This window comes from Hylemonella sp. P2_B10, assembly GCF_056404875.1.
On record NZ_JBFUDE010000005.1, the window covers coordinates 1 to 25,815 of the forward strand.

Below are 25,815 nucleotides of genomic sequence, written 5' to 3' on the forward strand. Positions count from 1 at the left end.
ACCGGTGATCATGTTTTTCACATAGTCAGCGTGGCCGGGGCAGTCGACGTGGGCGTAGTGACGGTTGGCCGTCTCATACTCGACGTGGGCGGTGTTGATCGTGATGCCGCGGGCTTTTTCTTCCGGGGCGGCGTCGATCTGGTCGTAGGCCTTGGCTTGGCCGCCGAACTTGGCTGCCAGCACGGTGGTGATGGCTGCGGTCAGCGTGGTCTTGCCGTGGTCAACGTGACCAATGGTGCCAACGTTGACGTGCGGCTTGGTCCGCTCGAATTTCTCTTTACCCATTTCAATTCTCCAAAGAGCAATACCCGTGTATTGGTTTTACGTCTGCACGGTGTTGCTTGATCGCCCCGCACGGGAAACAAGGCGGCACACCGTCGCAGACACTTCAAAATCTTTGCCAGCGGACCAACGGCAAGCGCCGGCCCGCTGACCACGCGTCAATTACTTGGCGCGCGCAGCCATGATGGCTTCAGACACGTTACGCGGCGCTTCCGTGTAGTGCTTGAATTCCATCGTGTAGGTGGCACGGCCTTGCGACATGGAGCGCAGGGTCGTGGAGTAGCCAAACATTTCAGACAGCGGCACTTCGGCCTTGATGGCCTTGCCGCCACCGACCATGTCTTCCATGCCCTGCACCATGCCGCGGCGTGAGGACAGGTCGCCCATCACGTTGCCGGCGTAGTCTTCCGGAGTTTCCACTTCCACGGCCATCATGGGCTCCAGGATCACGGGGTTGGCCTTGCGGCAACCTTCCTTGAAACCGAAGATGGCGGCCATCTTGAACGCCAGTTCGTTCGAGTCCACGTCGTGGTACGAACCGAAGTGCAGCGTCACCTTGACGTCCACCACCGGGTAGCCGGCCAGCACGCCTTGCGTCAGCGCTTCGACCACGCCCTTTTCCACCGCGGGGATGTACTCGCGCGGCACCACGCCGCCCTTGATGGCGTCGACGAACTCAAAGCCCTTGCCCATCTCGTTGGGTTCGATCTTCAAGACCACGTGACCGTACTGGCCCTTGCCGCCGGACTGGCGCACGAACTTGCCTTCAGCGTCTTCCACCGTCTTGCGGATGGTTTCGCGGTAAGCCACCTGCGGCTTGCCGACGTTGGCTTCAACACCGAATTCGCGCTTCATGCGGTCGACAATGATTTCCAGGTGCAACTCGCCCATGCCGGCGATCAGCGTCTGGCCGGACTCTTCGTCGGTCTTGACGCGGAACGACGGGTCTTCCTGGGCCAGGCGTTGCAGCGCGATGCCCATCTTTTCCTGGTCGGCTTTGGTCTTGGGTTCCACGGCCTGGGTGATCACGGGCTCGGGGAACACCATGCGCTCCAGCATGATGATGGCTGCGGGATCGCACAGGGTTTCACCCGTGGTGACGTCCTTCAGCCCCACGCAGGCAGCAATGTCGCCGGCGCGGATTTCGCCCACTTCTTCGCGGTTGTTGGCGTGCATCTGCACGATACGGCCGATACGCTCTTTCTTGCCGCGGATCGGGTTGTAAACGCTGTCGCCCTTGGTCAGCACGCCGGAATAGACGCGCACGAAGGTCAGCTGGCCCACGAACGGGTCAGTCATCAGCTTGAAAGCCAGCGCCGAGAACTTCTCGCTGTCGTCAGCCTTGCGGGTGACGGGCTTTTCGTCGTCATCGGTGCCACCCACGGGCGGAATGTCGATCGGCGAGGGCATGAACTCGATCACGGCGTCCAGCATGCGCTGCACACCCTTGTTCTTGAAGGCGGTGCCGCACAGCATCGGCTGGATTTCGCTGGCGATGGTACGCGTGCGGATGCCCAGCTTGATTTCAGCCTCGGTCAAGTCACCTTCTTCCAGGTACTTGTTCATGAACTCTTCAGAAGCTTCGGCCGCGGCTTCCACCATCTTTTCGCGCCATTCCTTGGCGCTGGCCAGCAGCTCCGCGGGAATTTCTTCGTACTTGAACTTCATGCCTTGCGAAGCCTCATCCCAGATGATGGCCTTCATCTTGATCAGGTCGATCACGCCGGTGAAGTTTTCTTCGGCGCCGATCGGGATCACGATGGGCACGGGGTTGGCCTTCAGGCGCAGCTTCATCTGGTCCACGACCTTGAAGAAGTTGGCACCGGTGCGGTCCATCTTGTTGACAAAGGCCAGACGCGGCACCTTGTACTTGTTGGCTTGGCGCCAGACGGTTTCCGACTGCGGCTGCACGCCGCCCACGGCACAGTACACCATGCAAGCACCGTCCAGCACGCGCATGGAACGCTCCACCTCAATGGTGAAGTCCACGTGGCCGGGGGTGTCGATGATGTTGATGCGGTGCTCGTCGAAATTGGTCTCCATGCCCTTCCAGAAGCAGGTCGTGGCAGCGGACGTGATGGTGATACCACGCTCCTGCTCTTGCTCCATCCAGTCCATGGTCGCCGCGCCATCGTGCACTTCGCCAATCTTGTGATTCACACCGGTGTAAAACAAAATACGCTCGGTGGTCGTGGTCTTACCAGCGTCGATGTGCGCTGAAATACCAATGTTGCGATAACGCTCAATGGGTGTATGGCGAGCCATGATGGATCCTTGGTTTGCTCGGTAAATAAAATTTCAGTTCCAGCCTGCAGCCACCTGGTGGGCGGCCCCCGCAGCGGGGTTGCGAGCGGAAAAGGGGCCGGATACTTACCGCGGCACCGGCCCGCACCAATATGCGGGCCAGGGCTGGCAAATTCAACGGCACCCGGCGCCCGCCCGGGCGCCTGCTGCTACTCTTAGAAGCGGAAGTGCGAGAAGGCCTTGTTGGCCTCAGCCATGCGGTGAACTTCGTCACGCTTCTTCATGGCGCCGCCACGGCCTTCGGTGGCTTCCATCAGCTCGTTGGCCAGGCGCAGCGCCATGGACTTTTCGCCACGCTTGCGGGCGGCCTCCTTGATCCAGCGCATGGACAAGGCCAGACGGCGCACCGGGCGCACTTCCACCGGCACCTGGTAGTTAGCACCACCGACGCGGCGGGACTTCACTTCCACCATGGGCTTGACGTTGTTGATCGCCATGGTGAATGCTTCCACCGGGTCTTTGCCGGGGTTCTTCTTCTCGATCTGCTCCAGCGCGCCATAAATGATGCGCTCTGCAACAGCCTTCTTGCCGCCTTCCATGATCACGTTCATGAATTTGGACAGCTCGACATTGCCGAACTTGGGATCCGGCAGGATTTCACGTTTAGGGACTTCGCGACGACGTGGCATTTTTTCACCTCTTTGCTTCAGTTGGCACCTTTTCAGGCACCGCGAGAGCCATACAGACCCTCACTTACTCGACCCACCAGGACAATCCCCGGTTTCGGGTCACTTCGTTTGAGCCGCCGGCCAGGGCGAATCAAACACCGAACAACTAAATACTGACTTTGACCGACAAAAACCTGGAGATCAGGCCTTCTTCGGACGCTTGGCGCCGTACTTGGAACGCGACTGCTTGCGGTCTTTCACGCCTTGCAGATCCAGCGAACCGCGCACGATGTGGTAGCGCACGCCAGGCAGATCCTTGACCCGGCCGCCGCGCACCAGCACCACCGAGTGCTCTTGCAGGTTGTGGCCTTCGCCACCGATGTAGGAAATGACCTCGAAACCGTTGGTCAGGCGCACCTTGGCGACCTTACGCAACGCCGAGTTCGGCTTTTTAGGCGTCGTGGTGTACACACGGGTGCACACACCGCGGCGCTGCGGCGAGTTTTGCATCGCGGGGCTTTTGGACTTGGTCGTTTCGACCTCGCGCCCCTGACGCACCAGTTGATTGATGGTTGGCATTGAAAACGTCCCTAAACGTTTGAAACAAAAACGAAAACGTGAATCCCTTCGGAATTTCCGAAAAGCCTTCGAGTATAGCCGTTAGAGGGTTTCCCCGCAATGGCTTTAAGGCTACCGCAAGTTGGTGGGCACCAACTTTAGCTACAGGCGCAGCAATTCAACCCCTTGGTGACGGCTGTTCGGCTGTTCAAACGCCTCGCCAGCCCAGAACCTACTTGATCCACAGCCGAATCGCATCCCAAGCCCGGCCAAACACACCGGCCTGCTCCACCGTGTCCAGCGCCACCAGCGGCACTTCGGCCACGGTCTGGGTGCCGCTGAGCACTTTCAGCGAACCCACTTGCTGGCCCTTGGTCAGCGGGGCGACCAAGGGGTCGGGGCGGACCACCTGGGTTTTCAGCTTGGCGGCTTCGCCGGCAGGCACCGCCACCACGATGGCCTGGGGTCGGCCCAGCTTGACAGTGGCTTCCTTGCCCTTCCAGATGGCCGGCGTCACCACCGCCTGGCCGGCATCGAACAGCTTGACGGCTTCATAGGCGGTGAAGCCCCAGTTGAGCAGCTTTTGCGATTCATTGGCGCGCACGTTCTCACTGACCGTGCCCAGCACGATGGACAGCAGGCGGCGGCTGCCCGGGGCGCTGCCGGCGCCCAGGTTGGGAAAGTCGCGCTTGGCGGTGGCGATCATGCAGTAGCCGGCGGCATCGGTGTGGCCGGTCTTCAGGCCGTCCACCGTGGGATCGCGGAACAGCAGCAGGTTGCGGTTGCTGTCGTTGGCGGCGGGTGTGCCGGCGTAGCGGTATTTCTTGATGGCGTAGTAGCCGATGTATTCCGGGAAATCGCGCATCAGCCGCGTGGCCAGGATGCTCAGGTCGCGCGCGGTGGTGGTGTGGCCCGGCTCGGTCAGGCCTTCGGGGTTTTTGTAGCTGGTGGCCTTCATGCCCAGGGCCTTGGCCTGCTCGTTCATCAGTTGCACAAAGCGCTCCGCCGTGCCGCCCACGCCTTCGGCCAGCGCCATGGTGGCGTCGTTGCCGGACTGCACGATCAGGCCCTTGATCAAATCCTCCACCGGCACCTGCATCTTGGGGTCGATGAACATGCGCGAACCCGGCATCTTCCAGGCCCGTTCGCTGACCGGCAGGGTCTGCGTCAGCGTGAGCTTCTTGCTGCGCAGCGCGTCAAACACCAGATAGGCACTCATCAGCTTGGTCAGCGAGGCCGGCTCCACCGGCGAGTCGATGTCCTTCTCGGCCAGGATCTGGTTGGCGGTGACGTCCAGCAGCAGGTAGGAGCGGGCGGCGATTTCGGGCGCCTGCGGCGCTTGCGCGGCGGCCACCCAGCTCAGGGAGGACAGGACAACAGCGCACAGCACTGACGAGAAACGGTTCATAGGGGATGGGGGGTGCAAGAAAACTGTTGAAACTGATGAGTGGGCTGGCGGCAGCCCCAGGCCCAGTGCCGAAGCGCTCAGGACTGCAGGTGGCGCACCACCAGGCTCTTCAAAAGGGGCAATTGTCCATGAAAGAAGTGCCCGCCTCCGGGAACCACGGTCACCGGCAGGGTCTGGGGCCGGGCCCAGTCCATCACGGCGGCCAGCGGCACGGTGTCGTCCAGCTCGCCATGCACCACCAGCGCACGCTCGTGCGCCTCGGGCGCAGGCAGCGGGGCCACGGTGAAGCGCGCGGCCGCCGTGCCCACAAACACCAGCTTGGGAATGTCCCGGCCCTCGGCCCACAGCGTGGTCAACGCGTGGCTCATGACAAAGGAGCCAAAGCTGAAACCGGCCAATGCCAGCCGGCCGTCTGGCGCGGCCTGCCGCACCACGGCCAGAAAGTCGTCGCGCTCACCCTGGCCTTCGTCAAACGTGCCGGCGCTGGCGCCGACGCCGCGGAAATTGAAGCGCAGCGCCACCCAGCCGCACTGCACAAAGGCGCGCGCCAGTGTCTGCACCACCTTGTTGTCCATGGTGCCGCCGAACTGCGGGTGCGGGTGGGCAATGACGGCGTGGCCACGCGCGGCCTGGCCCGGCGCCAGCTCCGGCTCGTCGCGCAGGGCTTCCAGCGCGCCGGCCGGGCCTTGCAGCACCAGGCGTTCGGTTTTCAAGTTCACCGGCGAGGCCTGTTCAAGATGCCATTCAAGGGCTCAGCGGCCCAGGTGCGGCGGCGTCAGCAGACGCTCCACCACCTGGCCGTTTTTCAGGTGGGACTCGACAATCTCGTCAATGTCCGTCTGGTCCACATAGGTGTACCAGACCGCCTCGGGATAGACCACCGCCACCGGGCCGGCGGCGCAGCGGTCCAGGCAACCCGCCTTGTTGACGCGCACGCCGCCCGGGCCGGCCAGGCCGGCGGCGCGCACCTGCGCCTTGCAGCGGTCAAAGCCTTCCTGCGCATTGTGCTGGGCGCAACTGGCCTCGCCGTTCTTGCGCTCGTTCAGGCAGAAGAAGATGTGGTGCTTGTAATAGCTGGTGCCCGCCGGGGCACCCTCGCCACCAGTCGCGGCGGCTGTCTGCAGGGTGTCGCTCATGGCCATATTTTAGTTTTTCGCCTCGGAGGAAGAGACTTCCAGCAGCACGTACACCAGGGTGGCGTAAGGCCATAACCAACCCACCCACTGCGCCAGGCCATGGAAGCGGATGAAACGCCCCTGCTCCCAGGCCTGCAGGGCCTGCGCGAAATAGGCGTTGGCCGGCGCCTGGTTCAGCAGACTCAGGTTGATGCCCAAGGCCAGCAGCACCAGGCCGGCGGCGGCGCGGCGTGGCACCGGCACCAGGACCAGCGCCAGAATGAATGCCCCCATCAACCCCACTTGCACGGGCAGATCAAACCAGGCCCAGGCGTGGGAAGGCCCGTAGCTGAGCGCGGCCGACAGCGCGCTGGTGGCCACCCCCACCCCCAGCGCCACCGGCGCGAACACCACCCGGCGCACCCGTGACGAGATGATGCAATAGCCCACCAGGCAGGGAACCAGCGCACCCAGCATCACGCAGACCAGTTCAGAAATAGGCAGCAGCGGCTGCAGCTCAATGTCCCGCACCGGCAGCAGTTCCAGGAAAGGCGTGCCCTGCAGGGCGTTGGCCAGCGTGGACTCCAGCCGCTCGAACACCTGGCCCAGCCCCAAGGGCACGGCCGGTGGGAACAGCAATGCCACCGGCCACAGCGCCAGCAGCACCAGACCGCCGCGCGCCTCACGCACAAACCAGCGGGCACGGAAGCGGCTCCAATGGTCAATGGCGCCAAAGCGCTCCAGCAAGGCGGCAAACACCGCGCCGCTGAAGGTGCCGGCAGCGTTCAGCGCCAGATCCACATTGGAGGGCACGCGCTGCGGCAGGTAGCTTTGAAACGACTCCATCAGCAGCGACAGGGCGGCACCGGCCAACGCCGCCATCGGCACCGCGTAGCGGCCGCGCCCGGTGCGCAAGGCGCTCAGTGCCAGCAGCGCGCCCAGCGGCACATAACCCAGGAAGTTGGAAACCAGGTCAAACCAGGTCCAGTATTTGGGAAAGGGTGCATACAGGAAAGCCCAGGGCGCGATGCCCTGGTCGCGGACGTCAAAGAACGGGTACAGGCTGGCATAAATGATCAGCCCTATATAAAGAAGCGACAGCGGCCAGGCTGATGTCTTGTGCATCCGGCGTCAGGTCATGTCAAAAAGGTTTGACCACCACCAGGATCACCGCCGCCAGCAGCAGCAGCACCGGCGCCTCGTTGAACCAGCGGTACCACACATGGCTGCGCTGCGGCTCCTGGCCGACCTGGAACTTCTTCAGGATGCGCGCGCAGGCATGGTGATATCCGATGACCAGCGCCACCACGAACAGCTTGGCATGCATCCAGCCATTGCCCGGCCCCCAACCGATGCCGTAACCGGCCCACAGCCACAGCCCCAACGCCAGCGCCACAACAGCCAGGATGTGGCTGAAGCGCATCAGCTTGGTCGCCATCAGTAGCAAGCGCTCACGCTCAGCCACAGAGCCGGCCGGCACCATGGCCAGATTGACGAAAATGCGCGGCAGGTAAAACAGGCCGGCGAACCAGCTAGCCACGAAGACGATGTGGAAGGATTTGACCCAGAGCATGGGAGCAGTTTAGCCCTAGAGCCACCGACGCCAGCCAAAGAGTAGGCAAAACCTGCGCAGCAGGTTTCAGTGGAAGCTAACTTTGCGCAGCAAAGTTAAATGAAATGTGCTGAAACTAAAAAAAACCCCAGCACATGGCTGGGGTGGTAAGCCTTTTTTGCTGTCACACATCAAGGCCCCGCTCAGGGAGGAAAAGCGGGAGGCGGCAAGCCGCCCGATGTGTAATTTAACAAATCCGGACAGCCCTTTCAAGCCCCCAAGATGTAAATCAGGCACAATTTTCGCCATGACAACCTTTGCCTCCTACCCTCTGGGGCGGCCCCGGCGCCTGCGCCGCGACGCCTTCACGCGCAACCTGGTGCGGGAAAACGCCGTCACCGCCCATGACCTGATCTACCCGGTGTTTGTGGTTGACGGACAACGCCAGCGCCAGGCCGTGGCCTCCATGCCCGGCGTAGAGCGACTGAGCCTGGACCTGCTGCTGCCAGTGGCGGAAGAGTGCGTGAAACTGGGCATTCCGGTGATGGCCTTGTTCCCGGTGGTGGACCCGGCGCTGAAGACCCATGACGGCAAGGAAGCCACCAACCCCGAAGGCCTGGTGCCGCGCGTGGTGCGCGAGCTGAAAAAGAATTTTCCGGACCTGGGCGTGATGACCGACGTGGCGCTGGACCCGTTCACCACCCATGGCCAGGATGGCCTGCCCGACGCCAACGGTTACATCTTGAACGATGAAACCGTGGAAGTGCTGGTGAAGCAGGCGCTCACCCAGGCTGAGGCCGGTGTGGACATCGTGGCCCCCAGCGACATGATGGACGGGCGCATCGGCGCGATACGGCGGGCGTTGGAAGCCCACCACTTCATCCACACCCGCATCATGGCCTACAGCGCCAAGTACGCCAGCGCCTTTTACGGCCCGTTCCGCGATGCTGTGGGCTCGGCCGCCAACCTGGGCAAGAGCAACAAGAAGGTTTACCAGATGGACCCCGGCAACAGCGACGAGGCGCTGCGCGAGGTGGGGATGGACATTGCCGAAGGCGCCGACATGGTGATGGTGAAGCCCGGCATGCCCTACCTGGACGTGGTGCGCCGGGTCAAGGACGAGTTCAAGGTGCCCACCTTCGCCTACCAGGTCAGCGGCGAATACGCGATGCTGAAAGCCGCCGCGCAGAACGGCTGGCTGGACCACGACGCCGTGATGATGGAAGCCCTGCTGGCCTTCAAGCGCGCCGGTGCCGATGGTGTGCTGACCTATTTCGCGCTGGACGCGGCCCGGCTGCTGCAGGCGCAACGCTAGGCTGTTCCACCGTCATAGGACCCACAGCGAATGCGCGTCTTCACCATCCAGCCCCAGGGTGTCACCGAAACCGGTGCGCTGGACGGCCTGCAACTGCCACCGCACGGCTTTGTTTGGATTTCCTGCACCCGCCATGAATTCGGTACACCGGCGCAACAGGCAAAGATCCAGGCCAGCCTGCAGTCGCTGTGCGGCCTGCAACTGGTGGACCTGCACATCAGCGACCTGCTGAATGCGCAACTGCCCTCGCATTACGACTACACCTCGCAGTACGACCTGATGGTGTTCCGCCGCTTGGCCACCCGTGCGGACGCACAAGCCGGCGCGAGCCCCAGCGGCAGCGACGCCGCGCCCGCACCAGCGGCACGCGGCAGCGGCCCACCGATATTGCGGCACATCGACACCAGCCCGGTGGGCTTCGCCGTCTTCGACCAGGTGCTGCTGACGGTGCACCCAGCCGACTGCGCGGTGCGCGACGCCTACGCGCACAAGCTGCTGCACGCGGTGTCGCCCGATTCGCGCGCCGGCGGCGCCCGCGCGCCGGCCAGCCCGGCCGACCTGATGCTGCGCATCATCAACCTGATGGTGGACGGTTTCCTGGAACTGCGCCGCGAACTGACCAGCCAGCTCGACCACTGGCAGACCGAGCTGATCAACCCGCGCACCCGCTTCACCAACTGGGGCGCGCTGCTGGATGCACGCCTGGCGCTGCACCAGCTGGACCAAGTGTGCGAAGACCAGCGCGCCGCCGTTCAAGACTGGATAGAGGCGTTGAAAACCTGGCCCGACGCCGGCACGCCGGCCGGCCAGCGCGAGCGTGACCTGTTGCATGTGCGCAGCCGCGACGTGCAGGAACACATTGAGCGGGTGGTCAGCCACGTGCGCCGGCTGGAGCAAAACGCCGAGACAGCGGTGCAGATGCACTTCAGCGCGCAGAGCCACCGCACCAATGACATCATGCGCACGCTGACGGTGCTGACCGCCATCTTCCTGCCGCTGAACCTGATCGCCGGCATCTTCGGCATGAACTTCGAATTCATCCCGCTGCTGCATGTGCAGGACGGCTTCTGGCTGGCCATCTCCGCCATGCTGTTGATCGCGGCGTTGCTGGCGATATTTTTCTGGCGCAAACGCTATTTGACACGCAGCGGGGGGTAGGCCTACTTCCTCCGGCTGCCGGGCTGGGTATGCGGCGCGCACTGTCGATCAAGGAAGAGTCGCCCACCAGCGCTACCCCGACAACGAAAGGGCTGGGGCGCGCCAGCGTTCCTTGATCAACAGAGAAGTGGCCCGCGCAGGAGGCTGGTCAGCGCCAACCAAGCTTCGCGATCAAATCACTCCAAGCCAAACGCCGACGCTGCGTTGCGCCAGGCAATGCGGCTGGCCACCTCGGCCGGCAAGTCACCCAACCACGCCCGGTATTCCCGCATGGTGTCGTCGTACGAGGCCCAGCGCTGGTTGACCCAGGTGTCGGAGCCCAGCACGAAGCGATCGGGGTACTTGAGGAACAGTGCACGCCACTCGGGACACAGCTTGCCGCTGTTGCACACCAGACCAGGCCGGTAGGACAACTCGCCCATCAGCAGCGGGTAGCGCGCCATCAGCTGGTCCACCCGTGATGCCGGCGCACCGCCAATGCCGCTGTGCGCCCAGATCAGCCGCATGGCCTTGCCGCCGCTGGGCGTGTTGGCCATCAACAGGTCGATGGCCGCATCGTCCACATGGGCCATGGCCACCAGCTTGTTCTGCTCGGCGAACTGCATCAGCTTCTTCGCCACCGCGCCATTGGCGTTCGCACTGTCGTACAGGTGGAACTCGCCTATGCCTTTGAACGGGCCATTGGGCGCGCCGCGCGCGAACTCGGCCTGCACCATGGTGTAGATGCTCTCGTCGGTGGGCCAGCCGGTGTAGTCCGCACGGTTGCGGTACAACCGAATGAAAGGCACCACCTTCACATCGGCCAGCTCGCCTTTCGATTGCAAGCTGGCCAGCAGTTTGCTGCCGTCGTTGGGCCGCGAGTTGGCCAGCACGGCTTTGACACCGTTGCGTTTCAACAGCGCCAGCACCTCGGCGGGCGGGTAAGGGCCTTGCTTGCCGTCCCAGGCCTCCACGTTGTAGTGCAGGTGGGCGTCAAAGATGGGGCCGGTGTAGTCGGCCGCCTGGCAGGCGGCCGTGGTGGCCAAACTGGCCAACGCCAGCGCCGTGGCACGCAGTGCAGCGCGAAGACCGTGTCGCATGGCCGTCACCATGTTCAGCCCACATGCTTGGCGAAAAACGCCAGGCTGCGCTCACGCGCCAGCCTGGCCGCTTCGGCGTTGTACGAACCGCGCTGGTCGCAATTGAAGCCGTGGTTGGCTTTGTAGATTTGCACCTCCACTTCAGGATGCCTGGCTTTGAAGGCTTCCACGGTGTCCAGCGGGATCCAGTGGTCCTGGTCGCCGAAGTGCGCCAGCACCGGGCAGTTGGGCACGCGTGCGGCCTCTTCTGGCGTGGTCATGCCGCCACCGTAGTAAGGCACGGCTGCACTCAAACCCGGCAGCAGGCAGGCGCTGCGCCAGGTCAGCAAGCCGCCCCAGCAATAGCCCACAATGCCCACCTTTCCGGCCTGCGCCGCATGGCTGATGGCGGCCTGGATGTCCTGCAGCACGCCCGGCGCTGGCAAGGCATCGACAGCCGTCTTCAGGCCAAAGCCGGCCTTCATGTCGTCTTCGGTGTAGCCCAGCTCCACGCCTTGCTGCACGCGGTGGAAGGTGGACGGCGCAACCGCCAGGTAACCCTGCGCGGCATAGCCGTCGGCCACCGAGCGGATATGCGAGTTGACGCCGAAGATCTCCTGCAGCACCACGATGCCGCCCTTGGGCGTGCCCGCAGGCTGGGCCACGTAGGCGGGAAACTTGAAACCGTCAGCACTGACCAGCTCCGTGAATGGCGACATGGCTTACTACTCCTTCAATCCAGACAGAAAGAAACAACAACAATGGGCGTCACAGGCCCAGGCGCCGCTGCACAAAGTCCAGCCGGTCCTGGCCCCAGAACATTTCACCGTCAATGACAAAGCTGGGGGCACCAAACACCCCGACGTCGATGGCGGCCTGGCTGTTGGCATCGTACTGCTGCTGCACGGCCGGCGTGCGCGACTGGTCCAGCCGGGCGGCGTCCAGCCCGCACTCTGCCAGCAGTTCACCCAGCACGGCGGCGCTGGCAATGTCGCGCTGCTGCACCCAGACGGCGGCAAACACCGCGCCGCACAGCCGCATGGCCGCTGTCGCGCCATCCTGCTGGTCCACGGCGATGATCAGGCGGGCCGCGTCATCGCTGGCCACCGGGAAGAACTGGGGCTGCACATTCAGCGGCAATTTCAGGTGGTCACGAAAGCGCGCCAACTCCAGCAGCCGGTAGGCCTGGCGTTGCGGCGAGCGCTTGGCCAAGGGCAGGCCACCCGAGACGGGAAACACCTTGCCCAGGTCCACCGGCAGCACCCGCACCTGCGCGCCGCTGGCCTGCACCAGGGACGAAAACCGCGCGTGCCCCAGGTAGGTCCAGGGGCTTTGCGGCGCAAAGTAGTAGTCAATGACCGTGGCCAAGCTGCGTCTCCTTGTTGTTCTTGCGCGTCCAGAGGCTGGCCTGAACTCACCCGCAAACCCGGTCGCTGGTGTATTGTCATGCCTTGTTGTGACAGCGATTGTGCTGCGAAAGGAAAACCCTTGGACAAAGTTGCATTGATCACCGGCGGCTCGCGTGGCATAGGTGCGGCCACCGCCCTGCTGGCAGCGCGGCGCGGCTACGCGGTGGCGGTCAACTACACCAGCAACTCGCTGGCGGCCGACGAGGTGGTGCGCCAGATTCGTGCCGCAGGCGGCAACGCCATCACCGTGCAGGGCGACGTGGCGCAAGAGGCGGACGTGCTGGCCATGTTCGCCAAGGTGGACGCCAAGCTGGGGCGGCTGAACGCGCTGGTCAACAACGCCGGCGTGGTGGACCGCGCCGCGCGGGTGGACGAGATGAGCGTGGAGCGCCTGCGCCGCATGTTCGACATCAACATCATCGGCAGCTTCCTGTGCGCGCGCGAAGCGGTGCGGCGCATGAGCACGCGGCACGGCGGCAGCGGCGGCAGCATCGTCAACCTGTCCAGCGCCGCCGCGCGGCTGGGCGGGCCGGGCCAGTATGTGGACTATGCCGCCAGCAAAGGGGCCATAGACACCTTCACGCTGGGCCTGGCCAAGGAGGTGGCGGCCGAGGGCATACGCGTGAACGCGGTGCGCCCCGGCATCATTGAGACCGACATCCACGCCTCCGGCGGCCAGCCCGACCGCGCCAAGCAACTGGCGCCGCAGGTGCCGGTGCAGCGTGCCGGCACGGCCATGGAGGTGGCGCAGGCGATTGTGTTCTTGATGACGGACGACGCCAGCTACACCACCGGCGCGCTGCTGGACGTGGCCGGCGGACGCTGACACCCACAACCGCGGTACTCGCACATGGACTTCAAACCCCTGGTCACACTGCTGGCCATCGTCAACCCGCTGGCGGTGGTGCCGTTCTTCATCCACTACACCGCCGGCTTCAGCGCTGCGCAACGCCAGCGCACCATCTGGATCGCCGCCTTCAGCGCGTTCTCGGTCATTGCCACCAGCGCACTGCTGGGCCTGCAGATCCTCGAGTTCTTCGGCATCACGCTGGCCAGCTTCCAGGTCGGCGGCGGCATGCTGCTGCTGACCTCGGCGCTGTCCATGCTGAACGCGCAGCCGGCCGAAGCCCGCTCCACCAACGCCGCGGAAGCGGACGACGCGTCAGCGCGTGCCAGCATTGCCGTGGTGCCGTTGACGATCCCGCTTCTGACCGGGCCGGCCACCATGTCCACCGTGGTGATCTACGCCGAAAAGGCCAAGACCTTCTGGCAACTGCTGTCGCTGGTGGGCTATGGCGTGGTGATCGCCGCGGCCACCGTGGCCTGCTTTTCTGCCGCCCAGCCGATTGCCCGCTTTCTGGGCAAGACCGGCATCAATGTGATGACACGGCTGATGGGGTTGATATTGGCAGCGCTGGCCGTCGAAGTGATGTCGGACGGGCTGATCAAGCTTTTTCCGGCCCTGGGGCGATAACTGGCCCCCGCGCTCGCTCACTGCGTGTAGCTCGCTGCCCCCGAGGGGGCCGCAAATCCCCTTGGGGCGGCCCGGCGGGGATTTGACCTAACGCTCTGGAAGCCCTATGCCTGTTTGCCCAGCGTGCGCACCAGCTGGTTGCTGGTGTTGCGCAGGCGCTGGGCCAGCATTTGCGTCAGCTTGACCAGCAGCTTGGCGCCAATCGCCGGGTGGTCATGGATCAGCTGCTTGATGGCGGCACGCGTCAACAGCCCGGCGTGCACCTCCTCGATGGCCACGCAGCTGGCGTAGCGCGGCGCGCCGTCCATCATGGACATCTCGCCCACTGAAGCGCCGGCCTTGATGACGGCCAGGCGCGACACCACACCGCTGTCGGCACGCTTGGTGACGTCTACCGTGCCGCTGAGCAGCAGCAGCATCCAGTCACCCACCTCGCCTTCCACGATCAGCGACTGGCGGCTGCTGGCGCACACCAGCGGCATGAAACCGCCCAGCGTGTCCACCTCGGCATGGTCCAGGTCTTCCAGCAGCATGGCGTCGTGCTTCCATTGTGGGAAGCGGTTGGACAAGTCCTGACAATGACCCAACAACGCCAGCCCGCGGCCACGCAGCAGCGCTTCGGCAGAGGTGAGCACGGGGCTGTCCATCATGGCGCTTTTCCCTGGCCATCAGGGCTGCTGCGCCAGCCACTCCGCCAGTTGCTGGGCGCTGGCGTCAGCGGCTGCGGTCAGCGCGCGCACGCCGCCCGGTGCGTCACTGCTGGGTGCCGTCTGCTGCACCACAAAAGCGCGTTGCGCCAGCAGGCGCTCGCCGGTGGGCGTGGACTGCAACAGCGTGGCTCGCAAGCGCAACAGGCCACTGCTGCTGCCCGGCGAGTCGAACACCTGGCTGAACTCTTCCAACGTGATGCGCAGCGTGCGCGGCCCCGGTTCGACGCCGCGCGCCGGTGCCAGCGCATCGCTCACCGCCAGCACCACGCGCTGTGCGCCCAGGTGCTCGCGCAGGCGCTGCTGCAGCAGCTGGGCCGGCGTGGCGCTCCAGCGCGCCAGTGCATACGGGCGCAACTGCTGGGCATCGGCATAGGCCAGGCGATACAGCACGGCATTGCTGTCCAGCGCGTTGGCCGACTCCAGCGGCGCCAGCACCAGCGGCGGCTGGCCGGCCGCAACGGCCGGCGCGGCCGCCACCCGGGGCCCGGGACCGAAATCGTAGACCAAGGGGCGCTGGCCCTTGTCGGCCGACGCACAAGCGGCCAGCGTGAGCAACAGGGCCAGGCCCAGCAACAGGTGGCGGCTCATCGGCTGCCTCCCGGCGCGCTGAAGCCCGGCTCGCCGGGGCCAGGTGGCGCGGCACCGCCGCCGAACAGCAGCATCTGCGGGTTGTCTTGCAGGTTTTCCACCACGCGGCCGGCCTGGCGCACGGTGCGCCCGGCATCATCCACCGTGCGGTTCAGGCGCGGCAGCGTGGCCCCGGTCAGGCTGCGACCGGTGGCCTGCAAAGCGGCGCCGCTGTCGGCCAATTGGTCCAGCGTGCCGCCGGGCTGGTTCATGCGCTCATTGGTGCGGCGGAATTCACGCGCGGACGCCCGCACCTCCTCGGCACTGGTGGACATGCGCTCGGCGGCGGATTTCATGGTGGCAAAACTCTCACTGGCCTTGCCCACCAGCTCTGGCACCGGGCCTTGCATCTGGGTATCCACCCGGCCAGCCAACTGCTGCAGGCTGCCGGCGGCGGCCGACAGGTTGTTGATGGCGCCCAGCAGGGCCTTCTGGTTGTCGGGTTGCAGCAGTTGGTTGATGCGCAGGCTGCTCTCTTCCAGCTGCGCCAGGATGGCGACGCCCCTTGTTTGCAGGTTGGACATCAGGCCAGGGCGCATGGGAATGCGCGGCGGCCCGTCACCCCCGGCCGCCAGCGGCTCGCGTGGCGCGCCGGCAGCGTCGTCCAGCTGCACGAAGGCCAGTCCGGTGACGCCCTGAAAACCCAGGCTGCCGTAGGTGGCCTTGGTGATGGGCGCGCCCACGTCCACCGCGATGCGCAGCAGCACGTTGCCAGGCGTTTGCGGATCGAAACCAATCGACGTCACCTTGCCCACTGCCACACCACGGTAACGCACCGCTGCCTGCGACTGCAGGCCGGTGACAGCCTCGTGGGTAGACAGTTCGTAATCGCGGCGCAGGCCCACGTCGCGCGTCAGCCAGGCGGCCAACGCCACCAGCAGCGCCGACACGACCAGCACGAACAGGCCGGCGGCCATGGCGTGGGCTTTGTTTTCCATAAATCGTTGTTCCTCGCTCTTTCTACACCGCAAACGGGTATTCGCGCAACAATTCCATTGCGCGCTGGCCGCGCTCGCCCAGGAAGAAGTCGCTGATGAAGGGGTGCGGGAAGGCAATCACCTCCTTGGGCGCGCCGTGCACCACCACCTGCTGCTCAGCCAGCACCGCCACCTGGGTGCTGAGCTCGAACAGCGTGTCCAGATCGTGCGTGACCATCACCACCGTCAGCCCCAGTTCGCGGTGCAGCGAGCGCAGCAGCGCGCAAAAGGCGTCGGCGCTGTCGGGGTCCAGCCCGGCGGTGGGCTCGTCCAGCAGCAGCAGCGGGGGGTCCATGATGAGCGCGCGCGCCAGCGCCACCCGCTTGATCATGCCGCCCGACAGGTCTGAGGGCATCTTGTGCGCCTGCGCCGGGCTCAGGCCCACCATCTGCAGCTTGACCATGGCAACGTCGCGGATCAGGTCATCCGGCAAGGTCTTCAACTCACGCAGCGCGAAGCCGATGTTGTCCAACACATTGAACGACGAATACAGTGCGCCGTGCTGGAACAGCATGCCCACCCGGCTGGAGGCGCCGGCGTCGCCCAGGCGCTCGGCCGGCCGGCCCAGCACCGTGACGCTGCCGCGCTGCGGGTGCTCCAGCCCCAGGATCTGGCGCAGCAGCACCGTCTTGCCGCTGCCCGAGCCCCCCACCAGCGACACCAGTTCGCCGGCTTCTATCTGAAGGTTCAAGTCCTTGTGGATCACCGCTTCGCGGCCCTCGGCGCGAAACGCCGTCCACAGGCCTCGGATGTCCACCACCGGCCCCGGGCTGGAGCGGGTGCTGGGCAGGCTGGGGTTAGCGTCGCTCATTCACAACCCCGTGCGCTGGAACACCACGGCGAACAGCGCGTCCACCAGGATCACCATCGTGATGGACGCCACCACCGATGAGGTGGTGCCGCGCCCCAAGCTTTCGGTGTTGGGCTTGACGCGCAGGCCGAAGTGGCATGCGAGCAGCCCGATCAGGGCGCCGAAGACGACGGCCTTGCCGCTGGCCAGGCTGAGGTTGGACAGCTTGACCGCACCCGGCAGCGCCTGGATGAAGTAAGACGGGCTCAGGTTCATGGCCACGTCGGCTGCCAGCATGCCGCCCAGCAGCGCCCACAACGTGGTCCACACCGACACCAGCGGCATGGCCAGCGACATCGCCAGCACACGCGGCAGCACAAGGCGAAAGCCGTGCGGAATGCCCATCACGCGCATGGCATCCAGCTCTTCGGTGACGCGCATCACGCCGATCTGCGCCGTCATGGCCGAGCCGGAGCGCCCCGCCACCAGGATGGCCGCCAACGCCGGGCCCAGCTCGCGTATCAGCGCCAGCCCCAGGATGTTGACGATGAAGACATCGGCGCCAAACTGGCGCAGCTGCTGCGACATCAGATAGGCCAGCACCACGCCAATCAAGAAACCCACCAGTGCCGTGATCGGCAGCGCAGTGGCACCCACCTGGTACAGGTGGCCGGAGACGTCGCGCCAGGGGCCCTGGCGCGGCGCGCGCAGCAGGCGCAGACCGTCCAGCACCAGCTGGCCAATCAGCCGCGTGACATCGCGCACATGCTCCAGCGAACGCAGCACGCGCCGGCCCAGCCGCAGGTACAGCTGCCACAGCGTGGTGTGCTCCACCGGTGGCGGCACCACCGAGTATTGCGCCACCCGCTGCAGCATGGCGCGCTGGACCGCATCGGCATGCAATTGGGTAGGCCACTGGCGGCGCCAGGTGTTCCACAGCAATTGGGCGCCGGTGTGGTCCATCCGCTGCATGCGGCGCAGGTCCCACACCAGGTCGGCACCGGGTCGCGCCTGCAATTGGGACAACTCACGCTGCAAGGCCGCCCACTGCTCCGGGTCCGCAGCCAGCCGCGCCGCCGTCCAGCGGCCCAGCACGGTCGCGCTGGCCTCTTCGGAGGTCTGCGTGCGGGCAATGCGGGGCGAGGCGTCCTCCATGGGGCGGGCGTGTGCGAAACGAAGTGGCGGTGTGCGCCATCGTACCCGTTGGCGGGGCAAAATAGCGCAGAGAAAACTCTGATTCCACACCAGGAGACCCGAATGTCCGAAACCACCCCCTCTGGCGCCGACCTGCTGGTGGAGCAGCGCGGCCCGGTGCTGTGGCTGACCATCAACCGCGAAGCACGCCGCAATGCCATGAGCCACGACGTGCTGGCCGGCATGGCCCGCGCCATCGACGCCGCTCAGGACAACCGCGACCTGCGCGCCATCGTGGTGACAGGCGCCGGCAGCAAGGCCTTTTGCGCCGGCGCCGACCTGCAATCGGCCAACGCCTTCACCACCGACTACTCAGACCCGCTGGGCCACCTGGCCAAGCTGCTGCGCCGCGCCAAGGCCAGCAACGTGCCGCTGATCGCCCGCGTGAACGGCGCCTGCATGGCCGGCGGCATGGGGCTGATGTCCATGTGCGACATGGCGGTGGCGGCCAGCCACGCGGTGTTTGGCCTGCCCGAGGTGAAGGTGGGCGTGTTCCCGGCCCAGGTGCTGAGCGTGCTGCAGCACCTGATCCCGCGGCGCAACCTGGTGGAGCTGTGCCTGACGGGCGAACCCATCACCGCGCAGCAGGCCCAGGCCATGGGCCTGGTCAACTACGTGGACGACGACGTGGACGCCAAGCTGCAATGGCTGCTGGAGCGCCTGCTGGACAAATCCCCCGCCGCGATCCGCCGCGGCCTGTACACGCTGAAGAAGGCCGAGGCCATGCCGTTTGAGGAGTCCGTGGCCTTCACCGAAAGCCAGATCGCGCTGTTCACGCTGACCGAGGATGCCAAGGAGGGCATCTCGGCCTTTGTGGAGAAGCGCAAGCCGAATTGGCTGGGGCGCTGAGCAAGCCTGACAAAAAAAGAAAGCGCCGCACACGACGGTGCGGCGCCTTCGGGTCACAGGCCGTAGCGGGTTACTCCGGCGTGATCACCGCCGACGTCAGGCTGGCGTCAAAGGCCATCTTGTGCGGCGCCGTCGGCGCCCACTGCTCCCAGTTCGCGTTCAGGCTGGCATTGTTGGGGTTGCCGGTGCGCATGAAGGCGGCCACGCTCTTTTGCAGGATGTTGGACATCGCCACGCGGCCGGGCTCGTTGGCCGCACTCCAGCCGAAGGCGTTCAAGCTGGGGCCGCTGAAGCTGCCGAACATGAAGGAGATGTCTTCGGTGTGCCAGGCGCCGTACACGTCGTTCCACGGCGCCGGTTCCTTGTTCCACTTGAAGTTGTACATGTAAATCGGCACCTGCCCGTAGTAGTTGGTGTTGGACGTCACCCCCAGCCCCAGGAAGGTGGCAGTGGTGATGCTGGGCGCCGGCGTCACGCGGTTGGCGTTGTTGAAGGTGTAGGTGTTGTAGTTCTCCACCGTCAGCGGGGTGACGATGCTGCCGTCGATCACGTCTTCCAGCTTCAGCCCGCTGATGATGCCGGTGTAGGTGCCGTTCATCCACTTCACGCGCGTGTAGTCGTCCACCTTGAAGGCGGATGAGAACAGCTTGCCCTCCTCCGACGTGTTGCCAACCAGCATGGGCACCTTGTTGAAGGTGCCGGCCTTGACGGCGTTGGTGGGGTTAGCCGGCTGCACGGTGCCATCCGTGATGGGCGCCACCGTGGACCACAGCGTGGCAGTGGTGGAGCCGGGCTCGAAGGTGCGCGAACCTGTGCCCCACTTGCCGCCGGTGGGATCGACCTGGATACCGTACAGGTCGGCGGCGGTCTTGGTCGCCAGGTAGTTGCGTATCCAGTCGTTGGTGGCCGCGCTGCGGTAGGCGTCGGCCGAGGCCTTGTCGGTGGCCAGCTTGTCCTTGATCAGCAGTGCGTTGATGATGGCGTTGGATTTGTTCACCGCCGCCGTCATCGAGCTGCCGCCCAGGCCGCCGCTCATCGAGATGGCCTTGTGGAACAGGCCTGCGGCCAGCGGCGAGACCACCAGCGCGTTGACGTTGGTGGAGCCGGCGGACTGGCCGGCAATGGTCACATTGCTGGGATCGCCGCCGAAGTTGGTGATGCTGCCCTTGACGAACTTCAGCGCCTGGATCAGGTCCAGCAATGCGAAGTTGCCCGAGTCCCGCAGGGCGTCGCCGGTGTTGAGGGCCGGGTGGGCGAACCAGCCAAACAGGCCCAGCCGGTAGGCCACCGTCACGACGATCACATTGCCATTGGTCGCCAGGTTGCCGTTGATGTACAGCGGGTCGTAGGAGGCGCCCACCACGTTGCTGCCGCCGTGGATGTAAACCAGCACCGGCAGGTTGGCGTCGTTGCTGGACGGCCGCTGGATGTTCAGGTACAGGCAGTCTTCCGAGCCGATCTGCTTGTAGAACGTCTCGTAGACCGAGTTGTAGTCCTTGCCTTTGGGCGCCGGGCCGAACAGGCCGCCGATCTGCGCGCAGGCCTCGGCGTATTCCTTGGCCGGGCGGGTGCCTGTCCATGGGTCCGGTGCCTGCGTGGGCTGCCAGCGCAGCTTGCCCACCGGCGGCTTGGCAAACGGCACGCCGTACCAGGACAGGGTCTTGCCATCCGTGACACCTTCAACCTGCCCATAGGCGGTGGCGCGAACCAGGCTGGGTGGGGCTGGCGGCGGTGGGGTGGTGGTGCCACCCGAGCCGGCTGAGTCTGTGCTGTCACCACCACATCCCGCCAGCCCAATACCCAGGATGGCCGACGCGGCCAACGCCGCGGTAACCGACTTGATTTTGCAAATGTTCATGTCTCACTCTTCAGGTTGTATCGGTAGCACACTGCCGTCGGGCTTGGCTTGAATGCGCAAGGCGACAAGGGCAACGTAGTCTCGATCGATTGGGGTGCGGTTCCAATGTCATGCGCGCACACCGCTGCGCCGACTTCTATGTCACGCGTCGTCGTGTGTAAAACAACGTAAAGTAGCTGGACATTTCCGCCTGTCCAGCACGCTGTGCGCAGTGAGCAAACCAGGGGCTAAATCTGTCCCCACACCGCATCGAGTGCGGCCCAGGCGCTGGCCACCACCGGCTCGTCGCGCCGCGCGCGCAGGCACACAAAGCTCAACGCGCAATCCAGGCTGACGCGGTCCGCCACCACCAGTCCATGCGACTGGCTCTCGCGGATGGCGACGGAATCGCGCGCAAGGCTCAGGCCCACACCGGACTTGACCAGGTCCAGCATCGAGGCCTCCTGGTCCACCAGCGCCACGCGGCGCGGCTCCACACCGGTCAAGGAGCCGGGGCCGAACACGCTGGCCAGCAGCCGATGGTGCGCGCTGGCCGGCGGCGTGGCCAACCAGGGCAAGGCGGCCAGCGCCTTCCAGTCGCGGCCCTGCACCTGCGGACCCCAACCGGCGGGGGCAATCACACGGTAGGTGAAGGGCGTCAATGAACGCGCGGCCAGCTCGGATGTGGCCGCTGCTTTTTTGGCGGGCTTGGCGCCTGGCACGCCCCCATCGGGCAGGCCCAGGTAAAAACCGACGTCCAACGCACCGCGCTGCACCTGGTCCAGCACCTGGCCGCTCATGCCCTGTCGCAACTCGGTGTCGATTTGCGGTGCCGACTCCACCAGCTGCTTCAGGAAGGCGCCCAGGCGGGTGAATTCCGGGTCCAGGATGGTGCCGATGCGCAGCGTGCCGCGCACCGTGCTGTGCAGGCTTTGCGCGGCGTGGCCGAAGTCGGCCAGCGCGGCCAGCGCCTTTTCGGCTTGCGGCAGCAGCAAGGCGCCGTCGCGCGTCAGCGCCAAACCCTGCGGCGTGCGGGTGAACAGCACGAGGCCGGTGGCCGCCGCCAGGCTCTTCAACTGCAGGCTGACCGCGGGTTGGCTCCGATTGAGCCGCTGCGCGGCACGCGATACATTCCCCTCACGCGCCACCGCCACGAAAGCGCGCAAAGTTTGGGGATCGGTAGACCAAGCCATATAAGCCATACTTATAAACCCGTTTTGGCGAATTCATTGGAAATTCGGCCACAAAACCGGGACACTGGGGACAACAAAGAGGATTCCACCATGAGCATTGCCAATATCGACCACTTCATTTCAGGCCGCGTGACCGCCGCCACCTCAGGCCGCAGCCAGGACGTGTACAACCCCGCCACCGGCGCCGTCACCGGCAAAGTGGCACTGGCCAACGCCGAGGAAGTGAACGCCGCCGTGGCCGCCGCCCAGGCCGCCTTCCCCGCCTGGGCCGACATGCCGCCGATACGCCGCGCCCGCGTGATGTTCAAGTTCCTGGAGCTGCTGAACAAGCACAAGGACGACCTGGCCCGCCTGATCACCGCCGAGCATGGCAAGGTCTTCACCGACGCCCAGGGCGAGGTGTCGCGCGGCATCGACATCGTGGAATTCGCCTGCGGCATTCCGCAACTGCTGAAGGGCCAGTTCACCGACCAGGTCTCCACCGGCATCGACAACTGGACGCTGCGCCAGCCGCTGGGCGTGGTGGCCGGCATCACGCCGTTCAACTTCCCCTGCATGGTGCCGCTGTGGATGTTCCCGGTGGCCATTGCCGCCGGCAACAGCTTCGTGCTGAAGCCCAGCCCCATCGACCCCAGCCCCGCCTTGTACATGGCCGCGTTGCTGAAGGAAGCCGGTCTGCCCGATGGCGTGTTCAACGTGGTGCAAGGCGACAAGGCAGCCGTGGACGCGCTGCTGGAACACCCGGACGTGCGCGCCATCTCCTTTGTCGGCTCCACGCCGATTGCCAACTACATCTACGAGACCGGCGCCCACCACGGCAAGCGCGTGCAGGCGCTGGGTGGCGCCAAGAACCACATGGTGGTGATGCCGGACGCCGACATCGAGCAGACGGTGGACGCGCTGATCGGCTCCGGCTACGGCTCGGCCGGCGAACGCTGCATGGCCATTTCGGTGGCGGTGCTGGTGGGCGACGTGGCCGACAAGATCATCCCCAAGCTGACCGAGCGCGCCAAGACGCTGAAGGTGTTGAACGGCACCAATCTGGCCGCCGAGATGGGCCCCATCGTGACGCCGGCGGCGCATGCGCGCATCACCGGTTACATCGAACAGGGTGTGAAGGAAGGCGCACAGCTGCTGGTGGACGGCCGTGGCTTCAAGGCCGCCGAGGCTGGCGCCGGTTGCGACGGCGGCTTCTGGATGGGCGGCACGCTGTTTGACCACGTGACGGCCGACATGCGCATCTACAAGGAAGAGATCTTCGGCCCGGTGCTGTCCTGCGTGCGGGTGAAGGACTTTGCCGAAGCGGTGAAGCTGGTCAACGACCACGAGTTCGGCAATGGCGTGTCGTGCTTCACGCGCGACGGCAACGTGGCGCGCGAGTTCGGCCGGCGCATCCAGGTGGGCATGGTGGGCATCAATGTGCCCATCCCCGTGCCCATGGCCTGGCACGGCTTTGGCGGCTGGAAGCGCTCGCTGTTTGGCGACATGCATGCCTATGGCGAAGAGGGTGTGCGCTTCTACACCAAGCAAAAGAGCATCATGCAGCGCTGGCCGGAGAGCATTGGCAAGGGTGCCGAGTTCGTGATGCCGACCGCGAAGTAAGACGTGTCCGAGACCCACTTCGACTACATCATCGTAGGCGCCGGCACCGCCGGCTGCCTGTTGGCCAACCGCCTCAGCGCCGATGCCAGCAAGCGCGTGCTGCTGATCGAGGCCGGACGCAGGGACGATTACCACTGGATCCACATTCCGGTGGGCTACCTGTATTGCATTGGCAACCCGCGCACCGACTGGCTTTACAACACCGAGCCCGATGCCGGCCTGAATGGCCGCCAACTGCGCTACCCGCGCGGCAAGACGCTGGGCGGCTGCAGCAGCATCAACGGCATGATCTACATGCGCGGCCAGGCGCGCGACTACGACCATTGGGCGCAATTGACCGGCGACGGCGACTGGGCCTGGTCCAACGCGCTGCCCTACTTCAAGCTGCACGAAGACCATTACAAGGGCGGCGACGCGCTGCATGGCGCCAAAGGCCAGCCGGCCGAACTGCTGACGCAAACTGCCGGCCCGGACGATGCTTATCGCAAACTGCTGCGCGCGCGCGGTGTCGGCGGCGAATGGCGGGTGGAAAAGCAGCGCCTGCGCTGGGACGTGCTGGACGCCTTCGCTTCAGCCGCACAGCAGGCCGGCATTCCCGCCACCGACGACTTCAACCGGGGCGACAACGAGGGCGTGGGCTATTTCGAGGTCAACCAGAAGGCCGGCTGGCGCTGGAACACCGCCAAAGCTTTCCTGCGCCCCACCTGCTACGGCCGGCCGAATTTCGAGATGTGGACCGGCGCACAGGTGCACAGCCTGGTGCTGGAGACGCTAGACGACGGCAGCCAGCGCTGCACCGGCGTGCGGGTGTGGGGTGGTCAGGAGTTGACCACGGCCACCGCCAGCCGTGAAGTCATCCTGAGCGCCGGCAGCATAGGCTCGCCGCAGATCCTGCAGCTATCAGGAATTGGCCCGGGCGAGTTGCTGCAACAGCACGGCATCACCGTGGCACATGACGCGCCAGGCGTCGGCGCCAACCTGCAAGACCATTTGCAGATACGCGCGGTGTTCAAGGTCAACGGCGTCAGCACACTGAACACGCTGGCCAGCTCGCTGTGGGGCAAGGCCAAGATCGGGCTGGAATACGCGCTCAAGCGCAGCGGCCCGATGAGCATGGCGCCGTCGCAGCTGGGTGCCTTCACCCGCAGCGACGCCACGCAGCCCCACCCCAATTTGGAATACCACGTGCAGCCGCTGAGCCTGGATGCCTTTGGCGAGCCGCTGCACGGCTTCAACGCCTTCACCGCCAGCGTGTGCAACCTGAACCCGACCAGCCGGGGCAGCGTGCGCATCAAGAGCAACCGCTTCGAGGACGCACCGGCCATCGCCCCCAATTACCTGAGCACCGAGATCGACCGCAAGGTGGCGGCCGATTCGCTGCGGGTGACACGGCGCATCGTGGCCCAGCCGGCGCTGGCCAAATACCAGCCGCAGGAATGGAAGCCCGGTGTGCAGTACCAAACCGATGACGAGTTGGCCAAGCTGGCCGGCGACATTGCCACCACCATCTTCCACCCCGTGGGCACCACCAAGATGGGCAGCGACGGCGACCCGATGGCGGTGTTGGATGCGCACATGCGCGTGCGCGGCAAGAACGGCAGCCGCATTGCCGGCCTGCGCGTGGTGGATGCCGGCGCCATGCCCACCATCACCAGCGGCAACACCAATTCGCCCACGCTGATGATGGCCGAGAAGGCCGCCGAGTGGATCAAGCGCGACGCCGGAACTTAGCCCCCAACGCTCGGCACTGCGTGTCCCCGCTGCCCCTCAAGGACGTTAGGCCCGCTGGCGCGGC

The 25,815-nt window shown here is 65.3% G+C and carries 27 protein-coding genes; 7 read left to right on the top strand and 20 right to left on the bottom strand.

The window, feature by feature from the left end; translation table 11 throughout:
* The 10 genes from AC1DX2_RS21160 to AC1DX2_RS21205 form a co-directional block, all read right to left on the bottom strand.
* Positions 1-285, bottom strand: a 285-nt coding sequence (locus AC1DX2_RS21160) for a GTP-binding protein (RefSeq protein ID WP_477198394.1), incomplete at its 3' end; no start/stop codon positions are given.
* 159 nt (positions 286-444) lie between these two features.
* A complete protein-coding gene (fusA, locus tag AC1DX2_RS21165; RefSeq protein ID WP_477198395.1) occupies positions 445-2,547 on the bottom strand; it encodes an elongation factor G in 2,103 nt (700 codons plus the stop codon).
* A gap of 194 nt (positions 2,548-2,741) precedes the next feature.
* Entirely contained in the window at positions 2,742-3,215 is a 474-nt protein-coding gene (rpsG, locus tag AC1DX2_RS21170; RefSeq protein WP_114968651.1) for a 30S ribosomal protein S7, read from the bottom strand.
* A gap of 180 nt (positions 3,216-3,395) precedes the next feature.
* Entirely contained in the window at positions 3,396-3,773 is a 378-nt protein-coding gene (rpsL, locus tag AC1DX2_RS21175) for a 30S ribosomal protein S12 (protein ID WP_066122869.1), read from the bottom strand.
* 211 nt (positions 3,774-3,984) lie between these two features.
* Positions 3,985-5,160 carry a D-alanyl-D-alanine carboxypeptidase family protein gene (locus tag AC1DX2_RS21180; RefSeq protein WP_477198396.1) on the bottom strand — a complete coding sequence of 392 codons (1,176 nt, stop codon included), beginning with the start codon at positions 5,158-5,160 and terminating at the stop codon, positions 3,985-3,987.
* 77 nt (positions 5,161-5,237) lie between these two features.
* Positions 5,238-5,879, bottom strand: a complete 642-nt coding sequence (locus tag AC1DX2_RS21185; RefSeq protein WP_477198397.1) for an alpha/beta hydrolase — start codon at positions 5,877-5,879, stop codon at positions 5,238-5,240.
* Positions 5,880-5,912: 33 nt separating this feature from the next.
* Positions 5,913-6,296, bottom strand: a complete 384-nt coding sequence (locus AC1DX2_RS21190; protein WP_477198398.1) for a (2Fe-2S) ferredoxin domain-containing protein — start codon at positions 6,294-6,296, stop codon at positions 5,913-5,915.
* 9 nt (positions 6,297-6,305) lie between these two features.
* Positions 6,306-7,400: a VanZ family protein gene (locus AC1DX2_RS21195; protein ID WP_477198399.1), complete on the bottom strand. Its 1,095-nt coding sequence runs from the start codon at positions 7,398-7,400 to the stop codon at positions 6,306-6,308.
* Between the two features lie 16 nt (positions 7,401-7,416).
* Positions 7,417-7,848, bottom strand: coding sequence for a CopD family protein (locus tag AC1DX2_RS21200; protein ID WP_477198400.1), 432 nt, complete (start codon positions 7,846-7,848; stop codon positions 7,417-7,419).
* A 66-nt stretch (positions 7,849-7,914) separates the two neighbouring features.
* Positions 7,915-8,136 (bottom strand): hypothetical protein, encoded by a 222-nt coding sequence (locus AC1DX2_RS21205; RefSeq protein ID WP_477198401.1) that lies wholly within the window; start codon positions 8,134-8,136, stop codon positions 7,915-7,917.
* On the opposite strand from AC1DX2_RS21205, the gene hemB reads away from it, so the two are divergent.
* Both hemB and AC1DX2_RS21215 read left to right on the top strand, forming a co-directional pair.
* Positions 8,135-9,142 carry a porphobilinogen synthase gene (hemB, locus tag AC1DX2_RS21210; RefSeq protein WP_477198402.1) on the top strand — a complete coding sequence of 336 codons (1,008 nt, stop codon included), beginning with the start codon at positions 8,135-8,137 and terminating at the stop codon, positions 9,140-9,142. The genes AC1DX2_RS21205 and hemB overlap by 2 nt on opposite strands.
* 30 nt (positions 9,143-9,172) lie before the next feature.
* Positions 9,173-10,300, top strand: a complete 1,128-nt coding sequence (locus AC1DX2_RS21215) for a magnesium transporter CorA family protein (protein WP_477198403.1) — start codon at positions 9,173-9,175, stop codon at positions 10,298-10,300.
* Between the two features lie 176 nt (positions 10,301-10,476).
* Here AC1DX2_RS21215 and AC1DX2_RS21220 read toward each other — a convergent pair whose 3' ends face one another.
* Genes AC1DX2_RS21220 through AC1DX2_RS21230 form a run of 3 tightly spaced genes read right to left on the bottom strand, consistent with a single transcriptional unit; the run spans position 10,477 to position 12,726 of the window.
* The gene (locus tag AC1DX2_RS21220; RefSeq protein ID WP_477198404.1) at positions 10,477-11,379 is read right to left on the bottom strand and encodes an amidohydrolase; all 903 of its coding nucleotides are present in this window, start codon (positions 11,377-11,379) and stop codon (positions 10,477-10,479) included.
* 14 nt (positions 11,380-11,393) lie between these two features.
* The gene (locus AC1DX2_RS21225; protein ID WP_477198405.1) at positions 11,394-12,077 is read right to left on the bottom strand and encodes a dienelactone hydrolase family protein; all 684 of its coding nucleotides are present in this window, start codon (positions 12,075-12,077) and stop codon (positions 11,394-11,396) included.
* 49 nt (positions 12,078-12,126) lie between these two features.
* Entirely contained in the window at positions 12,127-12,726 is a 600-nt protein-coding gene (locus AC1DX2_RS21230; RefSeq protein ID WP_477198406.1) for a DsbA family protein, read from the bottom strand.
* Between the two features lie 120 nt (positions 12,727-12,846).
* On the opposite strand from AC1DX2_RS21230, the gene AC1DX2_RS21235 reads away from it, so the two are divergent.
* Positions 12,847-13,593, top strand: a complete 747-nt coding sequence (locus tag AC1DX2_RS21235; RefSeq protein ID WP_477198407.1) for an SDR family oxidoreductase — start codon at positions 12,847-12,849, stop codon at positions 13,591-13,593.
* Positions 13,594-13,617: 24 nt separating this feature from the next.
* Positions 13,618-14,241, top strand: coding sequence for a MarC family protein (locus tag AC1DX2_RS21240; protein ID WP_477198408.1), 624 nt, complete (start codon positions 13,618-13,620; stop codon positions 14,239-14,241).
* A gap of 104 nt (positions 14,242-14,345) precedes the next feature.
* On the opposite strand, the gene AC1DX2_RS21245 is transcribed toward AC1DX2_RS21240, so the two are convergent.
* From AC1DX2_RS21245 to AC1DX2_RS21265, 5 genes are read right to left on the bottom strand one after another with little or no spacing between them, the layout of a single operon-like run.
* On the bottom strand, positions 14,346-14,891 hold the full coding sequence (locus AC1DX2_RS21245) for a cyclic nucleotide-binding domain-containing protein (RefSeq protein ID WP_477198409.1): 546 nt from the start codon (positions 14,889-14,891) through the stop codon (positions 14,346-14,348).
* An 18-nt stretch (positions 14,892-14,909) separates the two neighbouring features.
* The gene (locus AC1DX2_RS21250) at positions 14,910-15,539 is read right to left on the bottom strand and encodes an ABC-type transport auxiliary lipoprotein family protein (RefSeq protein ID WP_477198410.1); all 630 of its coding nucleotides are present in this window, start codon (positions 15,537-15,539) and stop codon (positions 14,910-14,912) included.
* Entirely contained in the window at positions 15,536-16,516 is a 981-nt protein-coding gene (locus tag AC1DX2_RS21255; protein ID WP_477198411.1) for an MlaD family protein, read from the bottom strand. The genes AC1DX2_RS21250 and AC1DX2_RS21255 overlap by 4 nt, the downstream gene beginning before the upstream one ends.
* Before the next feature lie 22 nt (positions 16,517-16,538).
* Complete coding sequence (locus AC1DX2_RS21260; protein WP_477198412.1) at positions 16,539-17,366, bottom strand: ABC transporter ATP-binding protein; 828 nt, start codon at positions 17,364-17,366, stop codon at positions 16,539-16,541.
* Positions 17,367-18,500 (bottom strand): MlaE family ABC transporter permease, encoded by a 1,134-nt coding sequence (locus tag AC1DX2_RS21265; RefSeq protein WP_477198413.1) that lies wholly within the window; start codon positions 18,498-18,500, stop codon positions 17,367-17,369.
* 102 nt (positions 18,501-18,602) lie between these two features.
* Here AC1DX2_RS21265 and AC1DX2_RS21270 point away from each other — a divergent pair, with 102 nt between their 5' ends.
* Positions 18,603-19,388 (top strand): enoyl-CoA hydratase/isomerase family protein, encoded by a 786-nt coding sequence (locus AC1DX2_RS21270; protein ID WP_477198414.1) that lies wholly within the window; start codon positions 18,603-18,605, stop codon positions 19,386-19,388.
* 70 nt (positions 19,389-19,458) lie between these two features.
* On the opposite strand, the gene AC1DX2_RS21275 is transcribed toward AC1DX2_RS21270, so the two are convergent.
* Positions 19,459-21,246, bottom strand: a complete 1,788-nt coding sequence (locus AC1DX2_RS21275) for a carboxylesterase/lipase family protein (RefSeq protein ID WP_477198415.1) — start codon at positions 21,244-21,246, stop codon at positions 19,459-19,461.
* A 227-nt stretch (positions 21,247-21,473) separates the two neighbouring features.
* On the bottom strand, positions 21,474-22,418 hold the full coding sequence (locus AC1DX2_RS21280; protein ID WP_477198416.1) for a LysR family transcriptional regulator: 945 nt from the start codon (positions 22,416-22,418) through the stop codon (positions 21,474-21,476).
* 90 nt (positions 22,419-22,508) lie between these two features.
* Here AC1DX2_RS21280 and AC1DX2_RS21285 point away from each other — a divergent pair, with 90 nt between their 5' ends.
* Positions 22,509-24,020 carry a CoA-acylating methylmalonate-semialdehyde dehydrogenase gene (locus tag AC1DX2_RS21285; RefSeq protein WP_477198417.1) on the top strand — a complete coding sequence of 504 codons (1,512 nt, stop codon included), beginning with the start codon at positions 22,509-22,511 and terminating at the stop codon, positions 24,018-24,020.
* Positions 24,021-24,023: 3 nt separating this feature from the next.
* Positions 24,024-25,751, top strand: coding sequence for a GMC family oxidoreductase (locus AC1DX2_RS21290; RefSeq protein WP_477198418.1), 1,728 nt, complete (start codon positions 24,024-24,026; stop codon positions 25,749-25,751).
* The last annotated feature ends 64 nt before the right edge of the window (positions 25,752-25,815 follow it).